Annotated in this window: 14 protein-coding genes; 4 read left to right on the top strand and 10 right to left on the bottom strand. The window is 64.6% G+C overall.

The window, feature by feature from the left end:
* Nucleotides 1-110: 110 nt before the first annotated feature.
* Complete coding sequence (locus ASC94_RS22490) at nucleotides 111-662, bottom strand: hypothetical protein (RefSeq protein WP_229417377.1); 552 nt, start codon at nucleotides 660-662, stop codon at nucleotides 111-113.
* A gap of 321 nt (nucleotides 663-983) precedes the next feature.
* Between ASC94_RS22490 and ASC94_RS22485 the strand changes: the two genes are divergently transcribed.
* From ASC94_RS22485 to ybaL, 3 genes are all read left to right on the top strand, one after another.
* Entirely contained in the window at nucleotides 984-2,429 is a 1,446-nt protein-coding gene (locus ASC94_RS22485) for a S41 family peptidase (protein WP_056400872.1), read from the top strand.
* Between the two features lie 134 nt (nucleotides 2,430-2,563).
* Nucleotides 2,564-3,685: a beta-ketoacyl-ACP synthase III gene (locus tag ASC94_RS22480; RefSeq protein WP_056400869.1), complete on the top strand. Its 1,122-nt coding sequence runs from the start codon at nucleotides 2,564-2,566 to the stop codon at nucleotides 3,683-3,685.
* A gap of 327 nt (nucleotides 3,686-4,012) precedes the next feature.
* Nucleotides 4,013-5,749 carry a YbaL family putative K(+) efflux transporter gene (ybaL, locus tag ASC94_RS22475; protein WP_056400866.1) on the top strand — a complete coding sequence of 579 codons (1,737 nt, stop codon included), beginning with the start codon at nucleotides 4,013-4,015 and terminating at the stop codon, nucleotides 5,747-5,749.
* Between the two features lie 151 nt (nucleotides 5,750-5,900).
* Here ybaL and ASC94_RS22470 read toward each other — a convergent pair whose 3' ends face one another.
* On the bottom strand, nucleotides 5,901-7,946 hold the full coding sequence (locus ASC94_RS22470) for an NADPH-dependent 2,4-dienoyl-CoA reductase (protein ID WP_056400863.1): 2,046 nt from the start codon (nucleotides 7,944-7,946) through the stop codon (nucleotides 5,901-5,903).
* Nucleotides 7,947-8,100: 154 nt separating this feature from the next.
* On the opposite strand from ASC94_RS22470, the gene ASC94_RS22465 reads away from it, so the two are divergent.
* Complete coding sequence (locus ASC94_RS22465; protein ID WP_056400859.1) at nucleotides 8,101-8,694, top strand: SRPBCC family protein; 594 nt, start codon at nucleotides 8,101-8,103, stop codon at nucleotides 8,692-8,694.
* 25 nt (nucleotides 8,695-8,719) lie between these two features.
* Here the strand turns inward: ASC94_RS22465 and ASC94_RS22460 are convergent, their stop codons facing one another.
* From ASC94_RS22460 to ASC94_RS22425, 8 genes are all read right to left on the bottom strand, one after another.
* The gene (locus ASC94_RS22460; protein ID WP_056400856.1) at nucleotides 8,720-9,172 is read right to left on the bottom strand and encodes a hypothetical protein; all 453 of its coding nucleotides are present in this window, start codon (nucleotides 9,170-9,172) and stop codon (nucleotides 8,720-8,722) included.
* 15 nt (nucleotides 9,173-9,187) lie between these two features.
* Entirely contained in the window at nucleotides 9,188-9,634 is a 447-nt protein-coding gene (locus ASC94_RS22455) for a DUF2721 domain-containing protein (RefSeq protein ID WP_056400853.1), read from the bottom strand.
* Nucleotides 9,635-9,708: 74 nt separating this feature from the next.
* On the bottom strand, nucleotides 9,709-10,665 hold the full coding sequence (gene pip / locus ASC94_RS22450; RefSeq protein WP_056400850.1) for a prolyl aminopeptidase: 957 nt from the start codon (nucleotides 10,663-10,665) through the stop codon (nucleotides 9,709-9,711).
* Between the two features lie 10 nt (nucleotides 10,666-10,675).
* Nucleotides 10,676-12,004, bottom strand: coding sequence for an amino acid deaminase (locus tag ASC94_RS22445; RefSeq protein WP_056400847.1), 1,329 nt, complete (start codon nucleotides 12,002-12,004; stop codon nucleotides 10,676-10,678).
* 91 nt (nucleotides 12,005-12,095) lie between these two features.
* Nucleotides 12,096-12,836 carry an acetoacetyl-CoA reductase gene (gene phbB / locus ASC94_RS22440; protein WP_056400845.1) on the bottom strand — a complete coding sequence of 247 codons (741 nt, stop codon included), beginning with the start codon at nucleotides 12,834-12,836 and terminating at the stop codon, nucleotides 12,096-12,098.
* A gap of 72 nt (nucleotides 12,837-12,908) precedes the next feature.
* Nucleotides 12,909-14,087 (bottom strand): acetyl-CoA C-acetyltransferase, encoded by a 1,179-nt coding sequence (locus ASC94_RS22435; RefSeq protein WP_056400843.1) that lies wholly within the window; start codon nucleotides 14,085-14,087, stop codon nucleotides 12,909-12,911.
* Between the two features lie 55 nt (nucleotides 14,088-14,142).
* Nucleotides 14,143-14,376: a hypothetical protein gene (locus ASC94_RS22430; protein ID WP_056400840.1), complete on the bottom strand. Its 234-nt coding sequence runs from the start codon at nucleotides 14,374-14,376 to the stop codon at nucleotides 14,143-14,145.
* Between the two features lie 86 nt (nucleotides 14,377-14,462).
* Nucleotides 14,463-15,371, bottom strand: coding sequence for a LysR family transcriptional regulator (locus ASC94_RS22425; RefSeq protein ID WP_056400837.1), 909 nt, complete (start codon nucleotides 15,369-15,371; stop codon nucleotides 14,463-14,465).
* Between the last annotated feature and the right edge of the window lie 81 nt (nucleotides 15,372-15,452).

Here is a 15,452-nt window from a genome sequence, read left to right as displayed (position 1 = left end):
TTTTACTTTACGATACACGCGGCAACAACAGCGATAAGGAGTCGCCGGCTGCCGCAGGTGACGCAGCAGCGGCGGCAGGACGGGAGCCGCCTGGCCGCCATCAGCCGCCGTCAGCCGCCGCGCCCGCCGGGGCCGCCCTGCCCGCCCATGCCGCCCTTGCCCTTGTGCTCGCCGCGCCCGGGGCCGCCGCCCTCTTTCGGACGCTCGCCGCGCTCGCCGCCCTCCACGCGCTGCATCTGCTCGGCCAGGAAGACCGCCACCTGCTTGCGCTGCGTTTCATCGAGGGCATCATTGACATCCAGCCACCACGCGCGCAGCTGCTTTTCCTCCGCCGCAGACGCGGCTGCTTCGGCGTCCACCCCGCCGGCCAGTTCGCGCAGTTCGACGTCCTTGCCGTCCAGTGCCGGGCGCAGTGCGGCCTGCATGCGCTCGCGGCGCGATTTGCGTTCGCGCAGCACCGCGCGGGTGCGGCTCTCGGTCTGCTGCCACAGGGTGGCCTGGTTGGCGTTCAGGTTCAGCTCCTTGCGGAACTCGGCGGCCATGGCCAGCAAGTCTTCGGCGCGCATCTCCATCACGGGCACGGCGAAGGAAGGGCAGGCGAAGGCCAGCGCGGTGGTGAACAACAGGCCGCGCGCATAGTTGGAAATCAAGTTGCTTGTCATCTGGGCTCCGGGCAAAAAAAAGCCTGCGCCGTGGGTGCAGGCAGAAAAACCACTACAGGGTAGAGAAGAACTACAGATCCAGTGTAGGCCGCGATTTTGCAGGCTTCCCGGACTCTTACAATTCCTTACGGTCGTGAACGCAGGCTTTACAGAAGGGACATGGAAGCGCAAAACGGCAATATTGAAGCCCTACCATGCTGTGGTGTAAAACGCCGTAAAGACGACATAAATTACGGGCGGGCTACGCAGATTGCCGGAAATCAGGTTTATACTGAATTCGCGCGCAGTAGAGTGACTGCGGCAGCTTGACACAGGTGAAACATGGGCAAGAAACTCAAGAATACCGGGCTGGTTGGCCTGGGTGTCGTCGCCGGCATCGCCGTCTCCCTGCAGTTCTCCGCGATGGCCCAGCGCCCCGCCGACCCGGCCCTGCCGCTGGAGGAACTGCGTCAACTGGCCGACGTGTTCGGCCTCATCAAATCCGATTACGTGGAAGTGGTGGAGGACAAGAAGCTGCTGACGGAAGCCATTTCCGGCATGGTCGCTTCGCTCGATCCGCATTCGGCCTACCTCGATAAAAAAGCCTACGCCGAACTGCGCGAAGGCTCGCAGGGCAAGTTCGTCGGCCTGGGCATCGAGATCGGCCAGAGCGAGGACGGCTACATCAAGATCGTGGCGCCGATCGAGGATTCGCCGGCCTACCGCGCCGGCATCAAGGCGGGCGACCTGATCACCCGCCTGGACTCGACGCCGGTGAAAGGCCTGAGCCTGGACGACTCGGTGAAGAAGATGCGCGGCGAGCCGCACAGCAAGGTCTCGCTGACGGTGCTGCGCAAGGACGAGCCGGAACCGCTGGTGTTCAGCATCACGCGCGAAGAGATCGTGCAGAAAAGCGTCAAGGCCAAAATCGTCGAGCCCGGCTATGCCTGGCTGCGCGTGGCGCAATTCCAGGAGCCCACGGTGGACGACCTGGCTGCCAAGATCACCGAACTGTACAAGCAGGATCCCAATATCAAGGGCCTGGTGCTGGACCTGCGCAACGATCCGGGCGGCGTGCTGCAAGGCGCCATCGGCGTGGCGGCGGCCTTCCTGCCCAAGGACGCGGCCATCGTCTCGACCAACGGCCAGCTGCCGGACTCGCGCCAGACTTTCTATGGCCGTCCCGAATACTACGCGCTGCGCAGCGAGGGCGACGTGCTGGCCAAGCTGCCGGCAGCGGTGAAGCGGGTGCCGATGGCGGTGCTGGTCAACACCGGCTCCGCCTCCGCCTCGGAAATCGTGGCTGGCGCGCTGCAGGACTACAAGCGCGCCACCATCATCGGCAGCCAGACGTTCGGCAAAGGCTCGGTGCAGACCATCCGCCAACTGACCGCCGACACGGCCGTGAAGCTGACCACGGCGCGCTACTACACGCCGAACGGCCGCTCGATCCAGGCCAAGGGCATCACGCCCGAGCTGCTGGTGGACGAGAACGCCGACGGCGACGGCCTGAACGCACTGCGCATGCGCGAAGCGGACCTGGTCAAGCACCTGTCCAACGACCGCGAGCAGGAAGCGGGCAAGACCAAGCGCGACGAGGCCGAAGAGCAGTTGCGCATCCTGGCGGCCGAGCGCAAGCGCAAGCCGCTGGAATACGGCAGCGGCGACGACTTCCAGCTGCAGCAGGCACTGAACCACCTGAAAGGCCTGCCGGTCCAGCTGGCCAAGCAGGAATCGAAGCTGGTGCAGGCCACCGACCCCGTTGCCAAAGATCTTATGCGAAAATAAAGTCCGTCAAAACGCCATTCCGGCAAGCTGCGGCGCCCTTTGTGGCGCCGTTCTTCATTTTTAGTACGAGCGTTCGTGTAGAATTTCTCCCATAAAAGGCGACAGCCCTATCCACAAGAGAAAGATTGAAGAATATGAAACAAGTCGTCATCAGCGGCACCGGCCTATTCACGCCAGCGAACTCCATCAGCAATGAAGAACTGGTCGCCTGCTTCAACACCTATGTTGAACAGTTCAACGCCGAGAACGCGGCCGCCATCGAAGCCGGCACGGTGACGGCGCTGGAGCCGTCCAGCGTGGGCTTCATCGAGAAAGCGTCCGGCATCAAGGCGCGCTACGTGATGGAGAAGGAAGGCATCCTGGATCCGACGCGCATGGTATCGCGCATTGCCGAGCGCGCGGACGACGAGCTGTCGCTGCAGGCTGAAATCTGCGTGGCCGCCGCGCAGCAGGCGCTGGACCGCGCCGGCCGCAGCGCCGCCGACATCGACATGGTGCTGGTGGCCTGCTCCAACCTGCAGCGCGCCTACCCGGCCATGGCGGTGGAGGTGCAGCAGGCGCTGAACATCGACGGCTACGGCTTCGACATGAACGTCGCCTGTTCCTCAGCCACGTTCGGCATCCAGCAGGCGGTGGCGGCGGTGCAAAGCGGCCAGGCGCGCGCGGTGCTGGTGCTGAATCCCGAGATCACCAGCGGCCACCTGAACTGGCGCGACCGCGACAGCCACTTCATCTTCGGCGACGCCTGCACCGCCATCGTGGTGGAAGCGAAGGACGCGGCGGTGTCGAAGCACCAGTGGGAAATCCTGGACACCAAGCTGAAGACCAGCTTCTCCAACAACATCCGCAACAACTTCGGCTTCCTGAACCGCTTCGACGAGGACGGCGTGGGCCAGCCGGACAAGCTGTTCAAGCAGCAGGGCCGCAAGGTGTTCAAGGACGTGTGCCCGATGGCCGCCGACATGATCAAGGAAAGCATCGCGCGCGCCGGGCTGGAAGTGCCGCAGGTGAGCCGCTACTGGCTGCACCAGGCCAACCTGAACATGAATCTGCTGATCAGCCGATTGATCCTGGGGCGCGACGCCGAGCCGGGCGAAGCGCCGGTGATCCTGGACAGCTACGCCAACACCTCGTCGGCCGGCTCCATCATCGCCTTCCACAAGCACAACGACGACCTGCCGCAGGGCGCGCTGGGCGTGATCTGCTCCTTCGGCGCCGGCTACTCGATCGGCGCGGTGGTGGTGCGCAAGTTGTAATCCCACACATCTAGTCCCCCTCCCACAAGCAAGCTGAGCCGCATTTTCCACACATCGGGGTCTGACCCCGAGGTTGGCAAAAATGCGGCTCAGCTTGCTTCGTGTAGCTGGCACCGAAGTAGAGGATCACAATATGGCGGTGCTCATCGCGGTGGCGGTGCGCGAGCTAGTCCCACCCCCCTAGTCCTCCTCCCACAAGCAAGCTGAGCCGCATTTTCCACACTTCGGGGTCAGACCCCGGGGTTGGGAGAATGCGGCTGAGCTTGCCTGGGCGCGGGCGTGTGCTACCCTTGGGCTTGTCATTCACCCTACAGGAACCCCGCCCGCATGCCCCATGACATCCCGCTGATTACCACCATTGCTGCCGCCCTCGGGTTCGGACTCATCTTCGGTTTCGCTGCCACGCGCTTGAAACTGCCTGCGCTGGTGGGGTATCTGGCGGCCGGCATCCTGATCGGACCGGCGACGCCGGGCTTCGCGGCCGATACCGTACTGGCCGGCCAGCTGGCGGAAATCGGTGTGATGCTGATGATGTTCGGCGTGGGCCTGCATTTTTCGCTCGACGACCTGTGGGAAGTGCGGCGCATCGCACTGCCGGGCGCGATTTTGCAGATCGCGGCGGCCACCGGCATGGGCATGGCGCTGGCGCACTGGTGGGGCTGGAGCCTGGGCGGCGGACTTGTGTTCGGCCTGGCGCTGTCGGTGGCCAGCACCGTGGTGCTGCTCCGCGCGCTGGAGGAGCGCGGCATCCTCGATTCCTTCAACGGCCGCATCGCCGTCGGCTGGCTGGTGGTGGAGGACCTGGTGACCGTGCTGGTGCTGGTGCTGCTGCCGCCGCTGGCCTCCTCGCTGGGCGGGGCCGCGCCGGACCATGGCCACGCGGCCGCAGGCGCCGCCGCCGCGGCTACCCCGCTGTGGCAGACGCTGGCCATCACCTTCGGCAAGGTGGGCGGCTTCGTCGCCTTCATGCTGCTGATCGGGCGCAAACTCTTCCCCTGGCTGCTGTGGCAGGTGGCGCGCACCAACTCGCGCGAGCTGTTCACGCTGTGCGTGATCGCGGCGGCGGTGGGCATCGCTTACGGCGCCACCAAGCTATTCGGTATCTCGTTCGCGCTGGGCGCTTTCTTCGCCGGCATGGTGCTGCGCGAATCGGAGCTGAGCCACCGCGCGGCCGAGGAGTCGCTGCCGCTGCGCGACGCGTTCGCGGTGCTGTTCTTTGTGTCGGTGGGCATGCTGTTCGATCCGGCCATCGTGACCGGGCAGCCATTGAAGCTGCTGGCGGTGGTAGCCATCATCGTGTTCGGCAAATCCATCGCAGCTTATGTGCTGGTGATCGTGCTGCGCTATCCGCTGCGCACCGCGCTGACGGTGTCGGCCAGCCTGGCGCAGATCGGCGAGTTCTCGTTCATCCTGGCCGCGCTGGGTTTGTCGCTCAAGCTGATGCCGCAGGAGGGCCAAAGCCTGATCCTGGCCGGCGCCATCATCTCGATCGCGCTCAATCCGCTGGTGTTCGCGGCGGTGAAGCCGCTGGAGCGCTGGTTCGGCCGCAACGCCGGCCTGGCCGCGAAGTTCGACCGCAGTGCCGACCCGCTGGCCGAGCTGCCGATGACGGTGCCGCAGGAGAAGCTGCATGACCAGGTGGTGCTGGTCGGTTATGGCCGCGTGGGCCGCCGTATCGCCGCCGCGCTGACCGCGCAGCATATTCCCTTCGTGGTGGCGGAACAGAACCGCGAGGTGGTGGACCAGCTGCGCCGGGATGGCATTCCGGCAGTGGCGGGCAATGCGGGCGAGCCGGCGGTGCTGATCCAGGCGCACATCGCGCGCGCACGGATGCTGGTGATCGCGACGCCGGATACTTTCCACGTGCGCAGCATGGTGGAGACGGCGCGCGCGCTTAATCCCGGCATCAAGACCGTGGTGCGCACGCACAGCGAGGAGGAGGCGGAGCTGCTGAGAAGCGAGCGCGCGGGCAAGATCTTTATCGGCGAGCATGAGCTGGCCAATGGCATGGCAGAATTCGTGGCCGAAGAATTTGCGCAGGCGCAGAAGGGGGCGGCGCATTAGCGGCGCTGGCGGCGCAACGGCGGGTTACGCGCGGCGCCTGGCGCCGCGCTAACCCGCCCTACGGAATCAGGAAATTTTTAGTAGGGCGGGTTAGCCGGCGCGAGCCGGCGTAACCCGCCACCATCCGCCACCATCCGCCACCATCCGCCGGCTACAGGCTGACGGCCAGCTCGGCGCCTTCCTTGATGGCGCGCTTGGCGTCGAGCTCGGAGGCCAGGGCGGCGCCGCCGATCTTGTGGAAGCGGGTGGCGCCCGGCGCTGCGGGCGCGGCGCCGGCCGGCGGCATCAGCTCGGCCAGGCTGTCCTGGCCGGCGCAGATGATGACGTTGTCCACCGCCAGCAGGCGCTCGCCGCCGTCTACCGTGATGTGCAGGCCGTGGTCGTCGATCTTGTTGTACTGTACGCCCGCCAGCATGACCACGCCATTGCGCGCCAGGACCGCGCGGTGCACCCAGCCGGAAGTCTTGCCCAGGCCGGCGCCCAGCTTGGTGGTCTTGCGCTGCAAGAGATAGAGCTGGCGCACCGGCTCTTCCGCGTGCGGCTCCACCAGGCCGCCGCCGGTGGTGGCTTTCAGGTCCACGCCCCATTCCCTGGTCCAGGTGTCCACCGCCAGCGGCAGTGCGTGGCGCGAGTCGTGCAGCAGGTATTCGCCAACGTCGAAGCCGATGCCGCCAGCGCCGATGATGGCCACGCGCTTGCCGACCGGCTTTTTGTGCGCCAGCACGTCCAGGTAGGACAGCACTTTCGGGTGTTCGATGCCTTCGATCGGCGGCTTGCGCACCTTGATGCCGGTGGCGACGATCACGTCGTCATAGCCGCCGGCCAGCAAGTCGTCGCGCGTGACGCGCTGGCCCAGCTTCAGGTTCACGCCGGTCAGTTCCACCTTGCGCTTGAAGTAGCGGATGGTTTCGGCGAATTCTTCCTTGCCCGGAATCTGCATGGCGACCTTGAACTGGCCGCCGATGCTGTCGCTGGAGTCGAACAGGGTCACCTCGTGGCCGCATTCGGCGGCCACCGTGGCGGCCGACAGGCCCGCCGGTCCGGCACCCACCACAGCCACCTTGCGGCGCTTGGCGGCGGCTTTGTAGACCAGCTCCGTCTCGTGGCAGGCGCGCGGGTTGACCAGGCAGCTGGCGCGCTTGTTGGAGAAGGTGTGGTCCAGGCAGGCCTGGTTGCAGCCGATGCAGGTGTTGATCTCGTCCACCCGCCCTGCCGCCGCCTTGACCACGAACTCGGGGTCGGCCAGGAAGGGGCGCGCCATCGACACCATGTCGGCGTCGCCGCGCGCGATGATGGCTTCCGCTTCGCCCGGCATGTTGATGCGGTTCGATGCCACCACGGGGATGGTCACTTCGCGCCGCAGCCGCCCGGCCACGCTGGCGAAGGCCGCGCGCGGCACCGAGGTGACGATGGTGGGCACGCGCGCCTCGTGCCAGCCGATGCCGGTGTTGAGGATGGTGACGCCGGCGTGCTGCAGCGCCTTGGCCACGGCCAGTACGTCGTCCCAGGTGTTGCCGCCGTCGACCAGGTCGAGCAGCGAGTGGCGGTACATGATGATGAAGTCCGGCCCCACCGCGGCGCGGATGCGCTTGACGATTTCCACCGGCAGGCGCATGCGGTTTTCAATGCTGCCGCCCCAGCGGTCGGTGCGCAGGTTGGTGCGCGAGCACAAGAACTGGTTCAGCAGGTAGCCTTCGCTGCCCATCACTTCCACCCCGTCGTAGCCGGCCTTCCTGGCCAGCCTGGCGCAGCGCACGTAGTCGCGGATGGTGGCCTGGATGCCGGCTTCGCTCAGCGCGCGCGGCTTGAACGGCGAGATGGGCGACTTGCGGTCGGAGGCGGAGACGACGAAGGGCTGGTAGCCGTAGCGGCCCGCGTGCAGGATCTGCATCAGGATCTTGCCGCCTTCTTCGTGCACGGCGCTGGTGACCTTGCGGTGGTTGGGCACGTCGCCCAGGAAATTGAGGGTGCCGCCGAAGGGTAGCAGCCAGCCGGAACGGTTGGGCGAGATGCCGCCAGTGACGATCAGGCCCACGCCGCCCTTGGCGCGCTCCTTGTAGAACGCGGCCAGCTTGCCATAGTTGTAGAAGCGGTCTTCCAGGCCGGTGTGCATCGAGCCCATGATGACGCGGTTGCGCAGCGTGGTGAAGCCGAGGTCGAGCGGGGCCAGCAGGTGGGGGAAGTGTGGAGTTGTCATTATGATAGTTGGTATGGTCGACAGCGATCTCCGCATTAGAGCCGTTTTCTCTAGACCAATGTTACTAAAATACTCCAACGTCACGTAAACACTTATTTTGTAAGCGTATTGTGCCGTACTTGTATTCTGACAGTTATTCCCTTACGCTGAACAGATGAAGCGATTGTTTGCCATTTTGTTATTCAGCATTTCTGCGCCGCTACTCGCGCAGGGGCAGAAACTTGAACTGCCGAAACTGGAAGTCGCTGTCACGCGGGTGACCCAGGACGGGCTGCACCTGTACGAAGTGGATGCCAGCGGCATCGTGCAGGCTCCCCTGGCCACCGTCTGGAAGACGCTCACCACCTATGACCGGATGAACGAGTTCGTGCCGGACATGGCGTCCTGCCGGGTGCTGTCGCGCAATGGCAATGAGGTGATCATCGAGCAGTACGGGACGGCGCGCTTCCTGTTCATGTCCAAATCCATTCACCTGATCGTGCGCGCCACGGAAACGCCGATGCAGAGCATCGACATCGCCCTGATTTCGGGCGACATGAAGCACTACGAATCGCGCTGGGAGTTGTTCCCGCAGCCGGAGGGCGGGACGAAGGTGATCTATACCGGCCGCCTGGTGCCGAATTTCTACGTGCCCGGGCTGCTGGGCACGAATATCATCCGCGGCGACATCGAACGCATGATGGGCGCCGTGCTGGCGCGCATGGACCGACCGGACAGCACGGCGGCCAGGAACCTGCTCACGCCGTAGTGCACCGCGCGGCTTATTGCGCGGCTTACTGCGCCGCGTAGTCCGGGCCGCGCAGCTCGGCGAACTGCTCGATGCTGCCGATCTTGATCATCACCGAATTGAGACTGAGGTTGGCCTGCATGGCGCGCCAGGCGAACTGCCATTCGCGCTCCTGCTTTTCCGCCGCCGTCTTGGTGAAGGCAGCGCCGAGCGCAGCGCGGTGGCCGTACTCCACGGCGCCGTCGATGCCGGCCCAGCTGGGCAGCGCGCGCTGCACGGCGCGGTGGATGCGCTCGCCGAATTCTTCGGTGTTGTGGATGACCAGGCAGGCGTCCGCCGTGAACAGGTCGAACAGCTTGCGGTCCCACGCCTTGGAGAAGCTCAGCGTAAGGCAGTTGGAAGCCGGGTGCAGGATGAACTGCCCTTGCGTCAGGGCCAGTTCAAGGTCGCTGCGCTCGCCGTAGCGGTACAGGGTCGGGGGGCGTTGATAGTCGTGCATGGCGCAGTGTTTCTCTTATTTCTGGATGGGGTGGCGCACGTGGCGGTGCGCGCGCATGGCGTTGGAAGCGATGAAGATCTCCCGCAGCAGGTAGACGAAACTGGTGATCAGCCCCAGCATGGCCAGCACGAACAGGCCGGCGATATATTTGTCCAGCGTGACGTTGGTGGTGTCGCCCACGAACAGCATGGCAATCACCAGGCAAATCAGCAGGCCGCAGCCGGTCGAGGAGCCGATCGACACGTTGATCAGGTGCGAACGCCGGTATAGCACGTCAAGCTCGTTGAGGTAGTTGTCGTTGTAGCCGACATCGAGCCGGTCTTCCAGCACCCGCGAGCGGTCGATGATGCGCGCCAGGCGGTTGGTCAGCACCATCAGGTTGGTGCAGACGCCCGTGAGCAGGAATACCGGCGCGATCGCCAGTTGAATGATGTGTCCAATATCGCCGACTTGTATGTTCATTGCGCGTTCTTGCTTGTTCTTGCTTGTCTTGTTACTTGCAGGGTCCAGACCGTAGTGTAACAGGCCGCAGGGCCTTACTCGAAGCGGCGCAGGCGCTTGAACTGTTCGGTGGCCGCCACCAGCGCCGCGGAAATGCCGCGCTCCATGGCGCCGTGGCCGGCGTCCGGGATCATCTTCATCACGGAGCCGGGCCAGGCCTTGTGCAGGCTCCAGGCCGACACCGGCGGGCAGATCACGTCGTAGCGGCCCTGCACGATCACCGCCGGCAGGTGGGCGATCCGGTCCACGTTGCGCAGCAGCTGGCCGTCCTCGAAGAAGCCGAGGTTGGCCATGTAGTGCGATTCCAGGCGGCCCACGCCCAGGTCCAGCGCGTCCGACGGCGCTTCCTCTGGCTGCGGCAGCAGGAACACGCGGCGGCCCTCGAAGCGGCTCCAGGCGCGCGCCGCCGGCCAGTACACGGCCGGGTCGTCGCTCATGATGCGCTTGACGTAGGCCTGCAGCAGGTTGCCGCGCTCTTCGGCCGGGATGTGGGCCACGAATTCGTCGTACACGTCCGGGTGGAACCAGCGCGCGCCTTCCAGGAAGAAGTCGATCTCGGGCTGGGTGCACAGGAAGATCCCGCGCAGCACGAAGCCCAGGCAGCGCTTGGGGTGGGCCTGGCCGTAGGCCAGCGCCAGCGTGGAACCCCAGGAGCCGCCGAACACCAGCCACTGTTCAATGCCGAACATGGCGCGCAGGCGCTCGATGTCGCCGATCAGCAGCTGGGTGGTGTTGTTGCGGCACTCGCCCACCGGGGTGGACTTGCCGGCGCCGCGCTGGTCGAACAGGATCACACGGTATTGCTGCGGGTCGAAGAAGCGGCGGTGCGCGGGCGACAGGCCGGCACCCGGGCCGCCGTGCAGGAACAGCACCGGCACGCCGTTCGGATTGCCCACCTCTTCCCAGTAGATGGTGTGCAGCGCGTCGACTTCCAGCATGCCGTGGCGCAGCGGCGCGATGGCGGGGAACAGGGACGGGTTCGGATCGGGCATGTGGTGTCTTTCAAAAAAAGGTGTTCACGGCGTAGCGCACAGTATAAGCATCGTCGGCCACCAGCAGCAGCGGCCATTTGTCGAAGGTGGTGCAGGGGTGCGAGATGCCGCAGCCCACCAGGTCGCCCACTTTCAGTTCCTGGCACAGCGCGTCGCCTTCGGGCAGGCGCAGGTAGGCATGCTGGTCGTTCATTTTCTCGATGCGGCAGCCGGGCGGCAGACCAGTGGGCTCCAGCGCGCCGCCGGCATCGGGGCGGTGCGTGTAGAGCGCGACCGGCAGCTCCTGGTCGTACGATGCGTCGCGCTTGCCCATGCTGAGGATGGCCAGCGTGGGCTCGGGGCGCGAGGTGACCATGCTCCACACTTCCAGCGCGGGGCGCAGGCCGTCGGCCGCGTGTTCGCGCGCGGCGATATCGTGCGTCAGGTCCTGGTAGGAACCGTGGTCGTTGGTCAGGTAGCAGCCGCTGCGCAGCACCGGCAGCACGGAGCGCGACAGGGCCGCCAGGCCGGCGAAGCCGCGCGCCACCAGGTCGAAATAGGCGGAGCCGCCGGCCGACAGCAAAATCTGCTCGCCGCCGAACAGCTGCTCGCCGTCCGCCTGGCGCACCAGCGCGGCCAGCTGCGCCACAAAGGCGCGCACCGCCTCCACGCTGGCGGCGCGGTCGTGGCCTTGCAGCAGGCCTTCGTAGCCTTCGATGCCGGCCAGCTGCAGGCCGGGCGCCCTGGCCACCTTCCGCGCCACCGCCATCGCCTCGGCGGCCGTGCGGCAGCCGGCGCGCTTACCGGGCAGGCCCAGTTCCACCAGCAGCGGCAGGGGCCGCGCCAGCCCGGCTTCAGCCGCCGCTTGCGACAGGCGCTGCACGCCCTCTTCGGAATCCACCAGTGCGTAGAACTCGAAGCCGGGGTCGTCCCGCAACAGCGCCAGCATGGCGCGGATGTCGGCCGGGGCCACCAGCTGGTTGGCCAGCAGCACCCGGCGCACGCCGAAGCGGCAGGCCACCTGCACTTGCGCGGCGGTGGCCAGCGTCATGCCCCAGGCGCCGCTGGCCAGCTGCGCGCCGAACAGTTGCGGGCTCATGGTGGTTTTGCCGTGCGGCGCCAGCACCGCGCCGTAGCGGGCGCAGAAGCGCTCCATCCAGTCCAGGTTGTGCAGCAGCGCCGATTCCTTCAGCACCGCCACCGGGTAGCTGGTGTCGCCGCGCAGCACGTTCCAGCGCTGCACGGCGATGGCACCCTGGCGCATCGGTTCGGTCAGCGGCAAGCCTTTTACGCCGGGCTGCAGCATCTGTTCGGCCAGGCTGTCGAGCGCCAGGCCGCCTTCCGGCAAATGTCTGTCCATAAAGTTTCTCCTCTGCCGCATTGTGCTACGCCGCCGGGCAAAAAAAAAGCACCGCTTGCGCGGTGCTTCCTGGTCCAGCTGCCAGCCTGTCTTAGGACATGTGCTGGCCGCCGTTGATGGCGATGTTGGCGCCGGTGACGAAGGCTGCTTCCTCGGAGGCCAGGTAAGCCACCAGACCGGCCACTTCTTCCGGCTTGCCCAGGCGGGCCATCGGAATCTGCGGCAGGATCTTCGAATCGAGCACTTCCTGCGGGATCTCGGTCACCATCTTGGTGCCGATGTAGCCCGGCGAGATGGTGTTGACCGTGACGCCCTTTCGCGCCACTTCCAGCGCCAGCGCCTTGGTGAAGCCGTGTACGCCGGCCTTGGCGGCCGAGTAGTTGGTCTGGCCGAAGGCGCCCTTCTGGCCGTTGACGGACGAAATGTTGATGATGCGGCCCCAGCCACGGTCCACCATGCCGTCCGCTACCGGCTTGGTCATGTTGAACACGGAGTCCAGGTTGGTGCTCATCACCGCATCCCAGTTCAGCTTGTCCATTTTCTTGAAGGTCATGTCGCGCGTGATGCCGGCGTTGTTGACCAGCACGTCGATCGGGCCGATGTCCTTCACGATGGCGGCGACGCAGGCTTGCGCCGAGTCGTAATCCGCCACGTCGCACGGGTAAGCCTTGAAATCAAAACCCATGTCGCGCGTCGTGGCCAGCCATTCGTCTACTTTCTTGTTGCTCGGGGAATACGTGGTGACCACTTTATAGCCCAGTGCGGCCAGCTTGATGCAGACCGCTTCGCCCAGACCACCCATACCACCTGTTACCAATGCAATTCTTGCCATTTGTCATCCCCTCTTATTGTTTCGAACACTAAAAGAACTGAACTGCCTACTGCTATTGCCTGTTATTGCCGGTTATGCGCGCTCGACTGCCAGCGCCACGCCCATGCCGCCGCCGATGCACAGCGAAGCCAGGCCTTTCTTGGCGTCGCGGCGCACCATTTCGTGCAGCAGGGTCACCAGGATGCGGGCGCCGGAGGCGCCGATCGGGTGGCCGATGGCGATGGCGCCGCCGTTCACGTTGATCTTGCTGGTGTCCCAGCCCATTTCCTTGTTCACGGCCAGCGCCTGGGCGGCGAAGGCTTCGTTGATTTCCATCAGGTCCAGGTCGTCCGGGGTCCAGCCGGCTTTTTTCAGGCACAGCTTGGCGGCCGAGACCGGGCCCATGCCCATGTAGGCGGGATCGATGCCGGACGAGGCATAGGCTTTGACCTTGGCCAGCGGAGTCAGGCCCAGTTCGCGCGCCTGGCTGGCGGTCATCATGATGACGGCGGCGGCGCCGTCGTTCAGGCCGGAGGCGTTACCGGCCGTGACGCTGCCTTCCTTGTTGAAGGCGGGACGCAGGCCGGCCAGCGCTTCCAGCGTGGAGCCCGGCTTGATGTACTCGTCCGCGTCGAACACGATGCTGCCCTTCTTCTGCGCGATTTCCAGCGGAATGATCTCGTCCTTGAACTTGCCTTCCTTCTGCGCCGCTTCGGCTTTCAGCTGCGACTGCAGGGCGAACTCGTCCTGCGCTGCGCGCGAGATGTCGTATTTCTTGGCCACGTTCTCGGCGGTGACGCCCATGTGGTACTGGTTGTACACGTCCCACAGGCCGTCCACGATCATGGTGTCGGTCATCTTCACGTCACCCATGCGGAAACCGTCGCGCGAGCCGTTCAGCACGTGCGGCGAGGCGCTCATGTTTTCCTGGCCGCCGGCGATGATGATGCTGGCGTCGCCGCACTTGATGGCCTGGGTGGCCAGGTGGGTAGCTTTCAGGCCCGAGCCGCACACCTTGTTGATGGTGTAGGCGGGAATGCTGGTCGGCAGGCCGGCCTTGATGACAGCCTGGCGGGCGGGGTTCTGGCCCACGCCGGCGGTCAGGACCTGGCCGAGGATGGCTTCGCTGATCAGGTTGGCGTCCAGGCCGGTCTTGGCCAGCAGGCCCTTGATGACATGGGCGCCCAGTTCGGCTGCCGGAATCTTGGCCAGGCTGCCGCCGAATTTGCCGACTGCGGTGCGGCCGGCGGCTACGATAACTACATCATCCATTTGATTCTCCAGAGTTTCCAACCGAGTGGTCAGGTGATTAAGATTAGCGGTGCATTCATTTTAACGACTTGTTGGGCGTGTGGTTGAATAACCCTTGCATTTGCTCGGTTGCTTCAAAGAACAGCACGCCCGTGCCATTTAAGACATTGCACATTTGCCGGGAAAAAACCGTGGAGTTGGCGAGGGCCGCATTTACAAAGTCCTGCTGCAAAGCGGCCAGATCGGAGACGGTGCGGAGATGGTCATCTATCAAGGATTGCCCTTGCGAATACTGTTTGTGGCTAAACATGAATTCCTTATATAGACGCGGTCCTGCGGTGGAAAAAATTCCATCTTAGCGTCTCTGCCGGGCTAAGGCTTTGATATTAATCAACGCTACGACAGTAATTTGATTCCATCCAGCGTGGCCGCGCACTGTTCGCGTATCACATTAACGAAGTCGACGACGTAGGCTTTATTCCGTAATGGTTCCGGTACGGAAACAAATAAGTCGCTCCATAAACCTTGCTCGCCAACCGGGCGGGCACTGACATAATCATAATCAACATAATTTTTTATTGCCCAATTTGGCAAAGCCGCTAAACCACGGCGGCTAGCGACTAGCTGCAAAATAGCCACAGTCAATTCCGCAGTGCGCCGCTCGAAGCCGATTCCGGCGGGACGCAGCACTTCGCGGATCAGGTCGATGCGCGCTTCGGGCACCGGATAGGTGATCAGGGTTTCGCCTTCGAAGTCGGCCGCCTGCAGGCGCCGCTGCGCTTGCAGCCTGTGCTTGAGCGCCATCACCACCAGGATTTCAAAGCGGAACAGCGGGAAGGTGGCGAAATCGGCGCTGTAGTCGGAGCCGATGACCAGGTCGGCATTGCCTGCCCGCAGCAGGTCGGCCGGCTCGCTGTGGAAGCCCGATACCAGGTCGATTTCCACTTCCGGCCAGCGCTTGCGGAATTCGTCCATCACCGGCATGAGCCAGTCGAAGCAGGTATGGCATTCCAGGGCCACCCGCAGCTGCCCTTGGTCGCCCTGCGACAGGCGCGCCACGTCGCGTTCGGCCTGTTCGATTTCCGGCAACAGCGTGTCGGCCAGGCGCAGCAGCCGCGCCCCCGTGGCGGTAAAGCCGATCGGCACCGATTTGCGTTCAAACAGCGGGCTACCGTAGCGATCTTCGAGCAGCTTGATCTGGTGCGATAGGGCCGACTGGGTCAGGTTCAGCAATTGCGCGGCGCGCACCAGGCTGCCTGCGGAACGCAGGGCGCTAAGGGTGCGAAGGTGGCGGATTTCCAGCATGGCGGGCCTTGTATTAATTTATTTCAAGTTGAGGCGCAAAATCTTTCGTTTTGATTATAAACGCGTTTGCCGCACACTTTA

This window comes from Massilia sp. Root418 (genome assembly GCF_001425265.1).
Lineage (GTDB): Bacteria > Pseudomonadota > Gammaproteobacteria > Burkholderiales > Burkholderiaceae_D > Rugamonas.
Note: the sequence above shows the minus strand (reverse complement) of the source record. Positions and strands in the feature narration are given on the sequence as shown.

Excerpts from the sequence above, each read along its gene's own strand:
- ASC94_RS22490 (WP_229417377.1), bottom strand. The coding sequence starts at position 662 with ATGACAAGCAACTTGATTTCCAACTATGCGCGCGGCCTGTTGTTCACC.
- ASC94_RS22485 (WP_056400872.1), top strand. The coding sequence starts at position 984 with ATGGGCAAGAAACTCAAGAATACCGGGCTGGTTGGCCTGGGTGTCGTC.
- ASC94_RS22480 (WP_056400869.1), top strand. The coding sequence starts at position 2,564 with ATGAAACAAGTCGTCATCAGCGGCACCGGCCTATTCACGCCAGCGAAC.
- ybaL (WP_056400866.1), top strand. The coding sequence starts at position 4,013 with ATGCCCCATGACATCCCGCTGATTACCACCATTGCTGCCGCCCTCGGG.
- ASC94_RS22470 (WP_056400863.1), bottom strand. The coding sequence starts at position 7,946 with ATGACAACTCCACACTTCCCCCACCTGCTGGCCCCGCTCGACCTCGGC.
- ASC94_RS22465 (WP_056400859.1), top strand. The coding sequence starts at position 8,101 with ATGAAGCGATTGTTTGCCATTTTGTTATTCAGCATTTCTGCGCCGCTA.
- ASC94_RS22460 (WP_056400856.1), bottom strand. The coding sequence starts at position 9,172 with ATGCACGACTATCAACGCCCCCCGACCCTGTACCGCTACGGCGAGCGC.
- ASC94_RS22455 (WP_056400853.1), bottom strand. The coding sequence starts at position 9,634 with ATGAACATACAAGTCGGCGATATTGGACACATCATTCAACTGGCGATC.
- pip (WP_056400850.1), bottom strand. The coding sequence starts at position 10,665 with ATGCCCGATCCGAACCCGTCCCTGTTCCCCGCCATCGCGCCGCTGCGC.
- ASC94_RS22445 (WP_056400847.1), bottom strand. The coding sequence starts at position 12,004 with ATGGACAGACATTTGCCGGAAGGCGGCCTGGCGCTCGACAGCCTGGCC.
- phbB (WP_056400845.1), bottom strand. The coding sequence starts at position 12,836 with ATGGCAAGAATTGCATTGGTAACAGGTGGTATGGGTGGTCTGGGCGAA.
- ASC94_RS22435 (WP_056400843.1), bottom strand. The coding sequence starts at position 14,087 with ATGGATGATGTAGTTATCGTAGCCGCCGGCCGCACCGCAGTCGGCAAA.
- ASC94_RS22430 (WP_056400840.1), bottom strand. The coding sequence starts at position 14,376 with ATGTTTAGCCACAAACAGTATTCGCAAGGGCAATCCTTGATAGATGAC.
- ASC94_RS22425 (WP_056400837.1), bottom strand. The coding sequence starts at position 15,371 with ATGCTGGAAATCCGCCACCTTCGCACCCTTAGCGCCCTGCGTTCCGCA.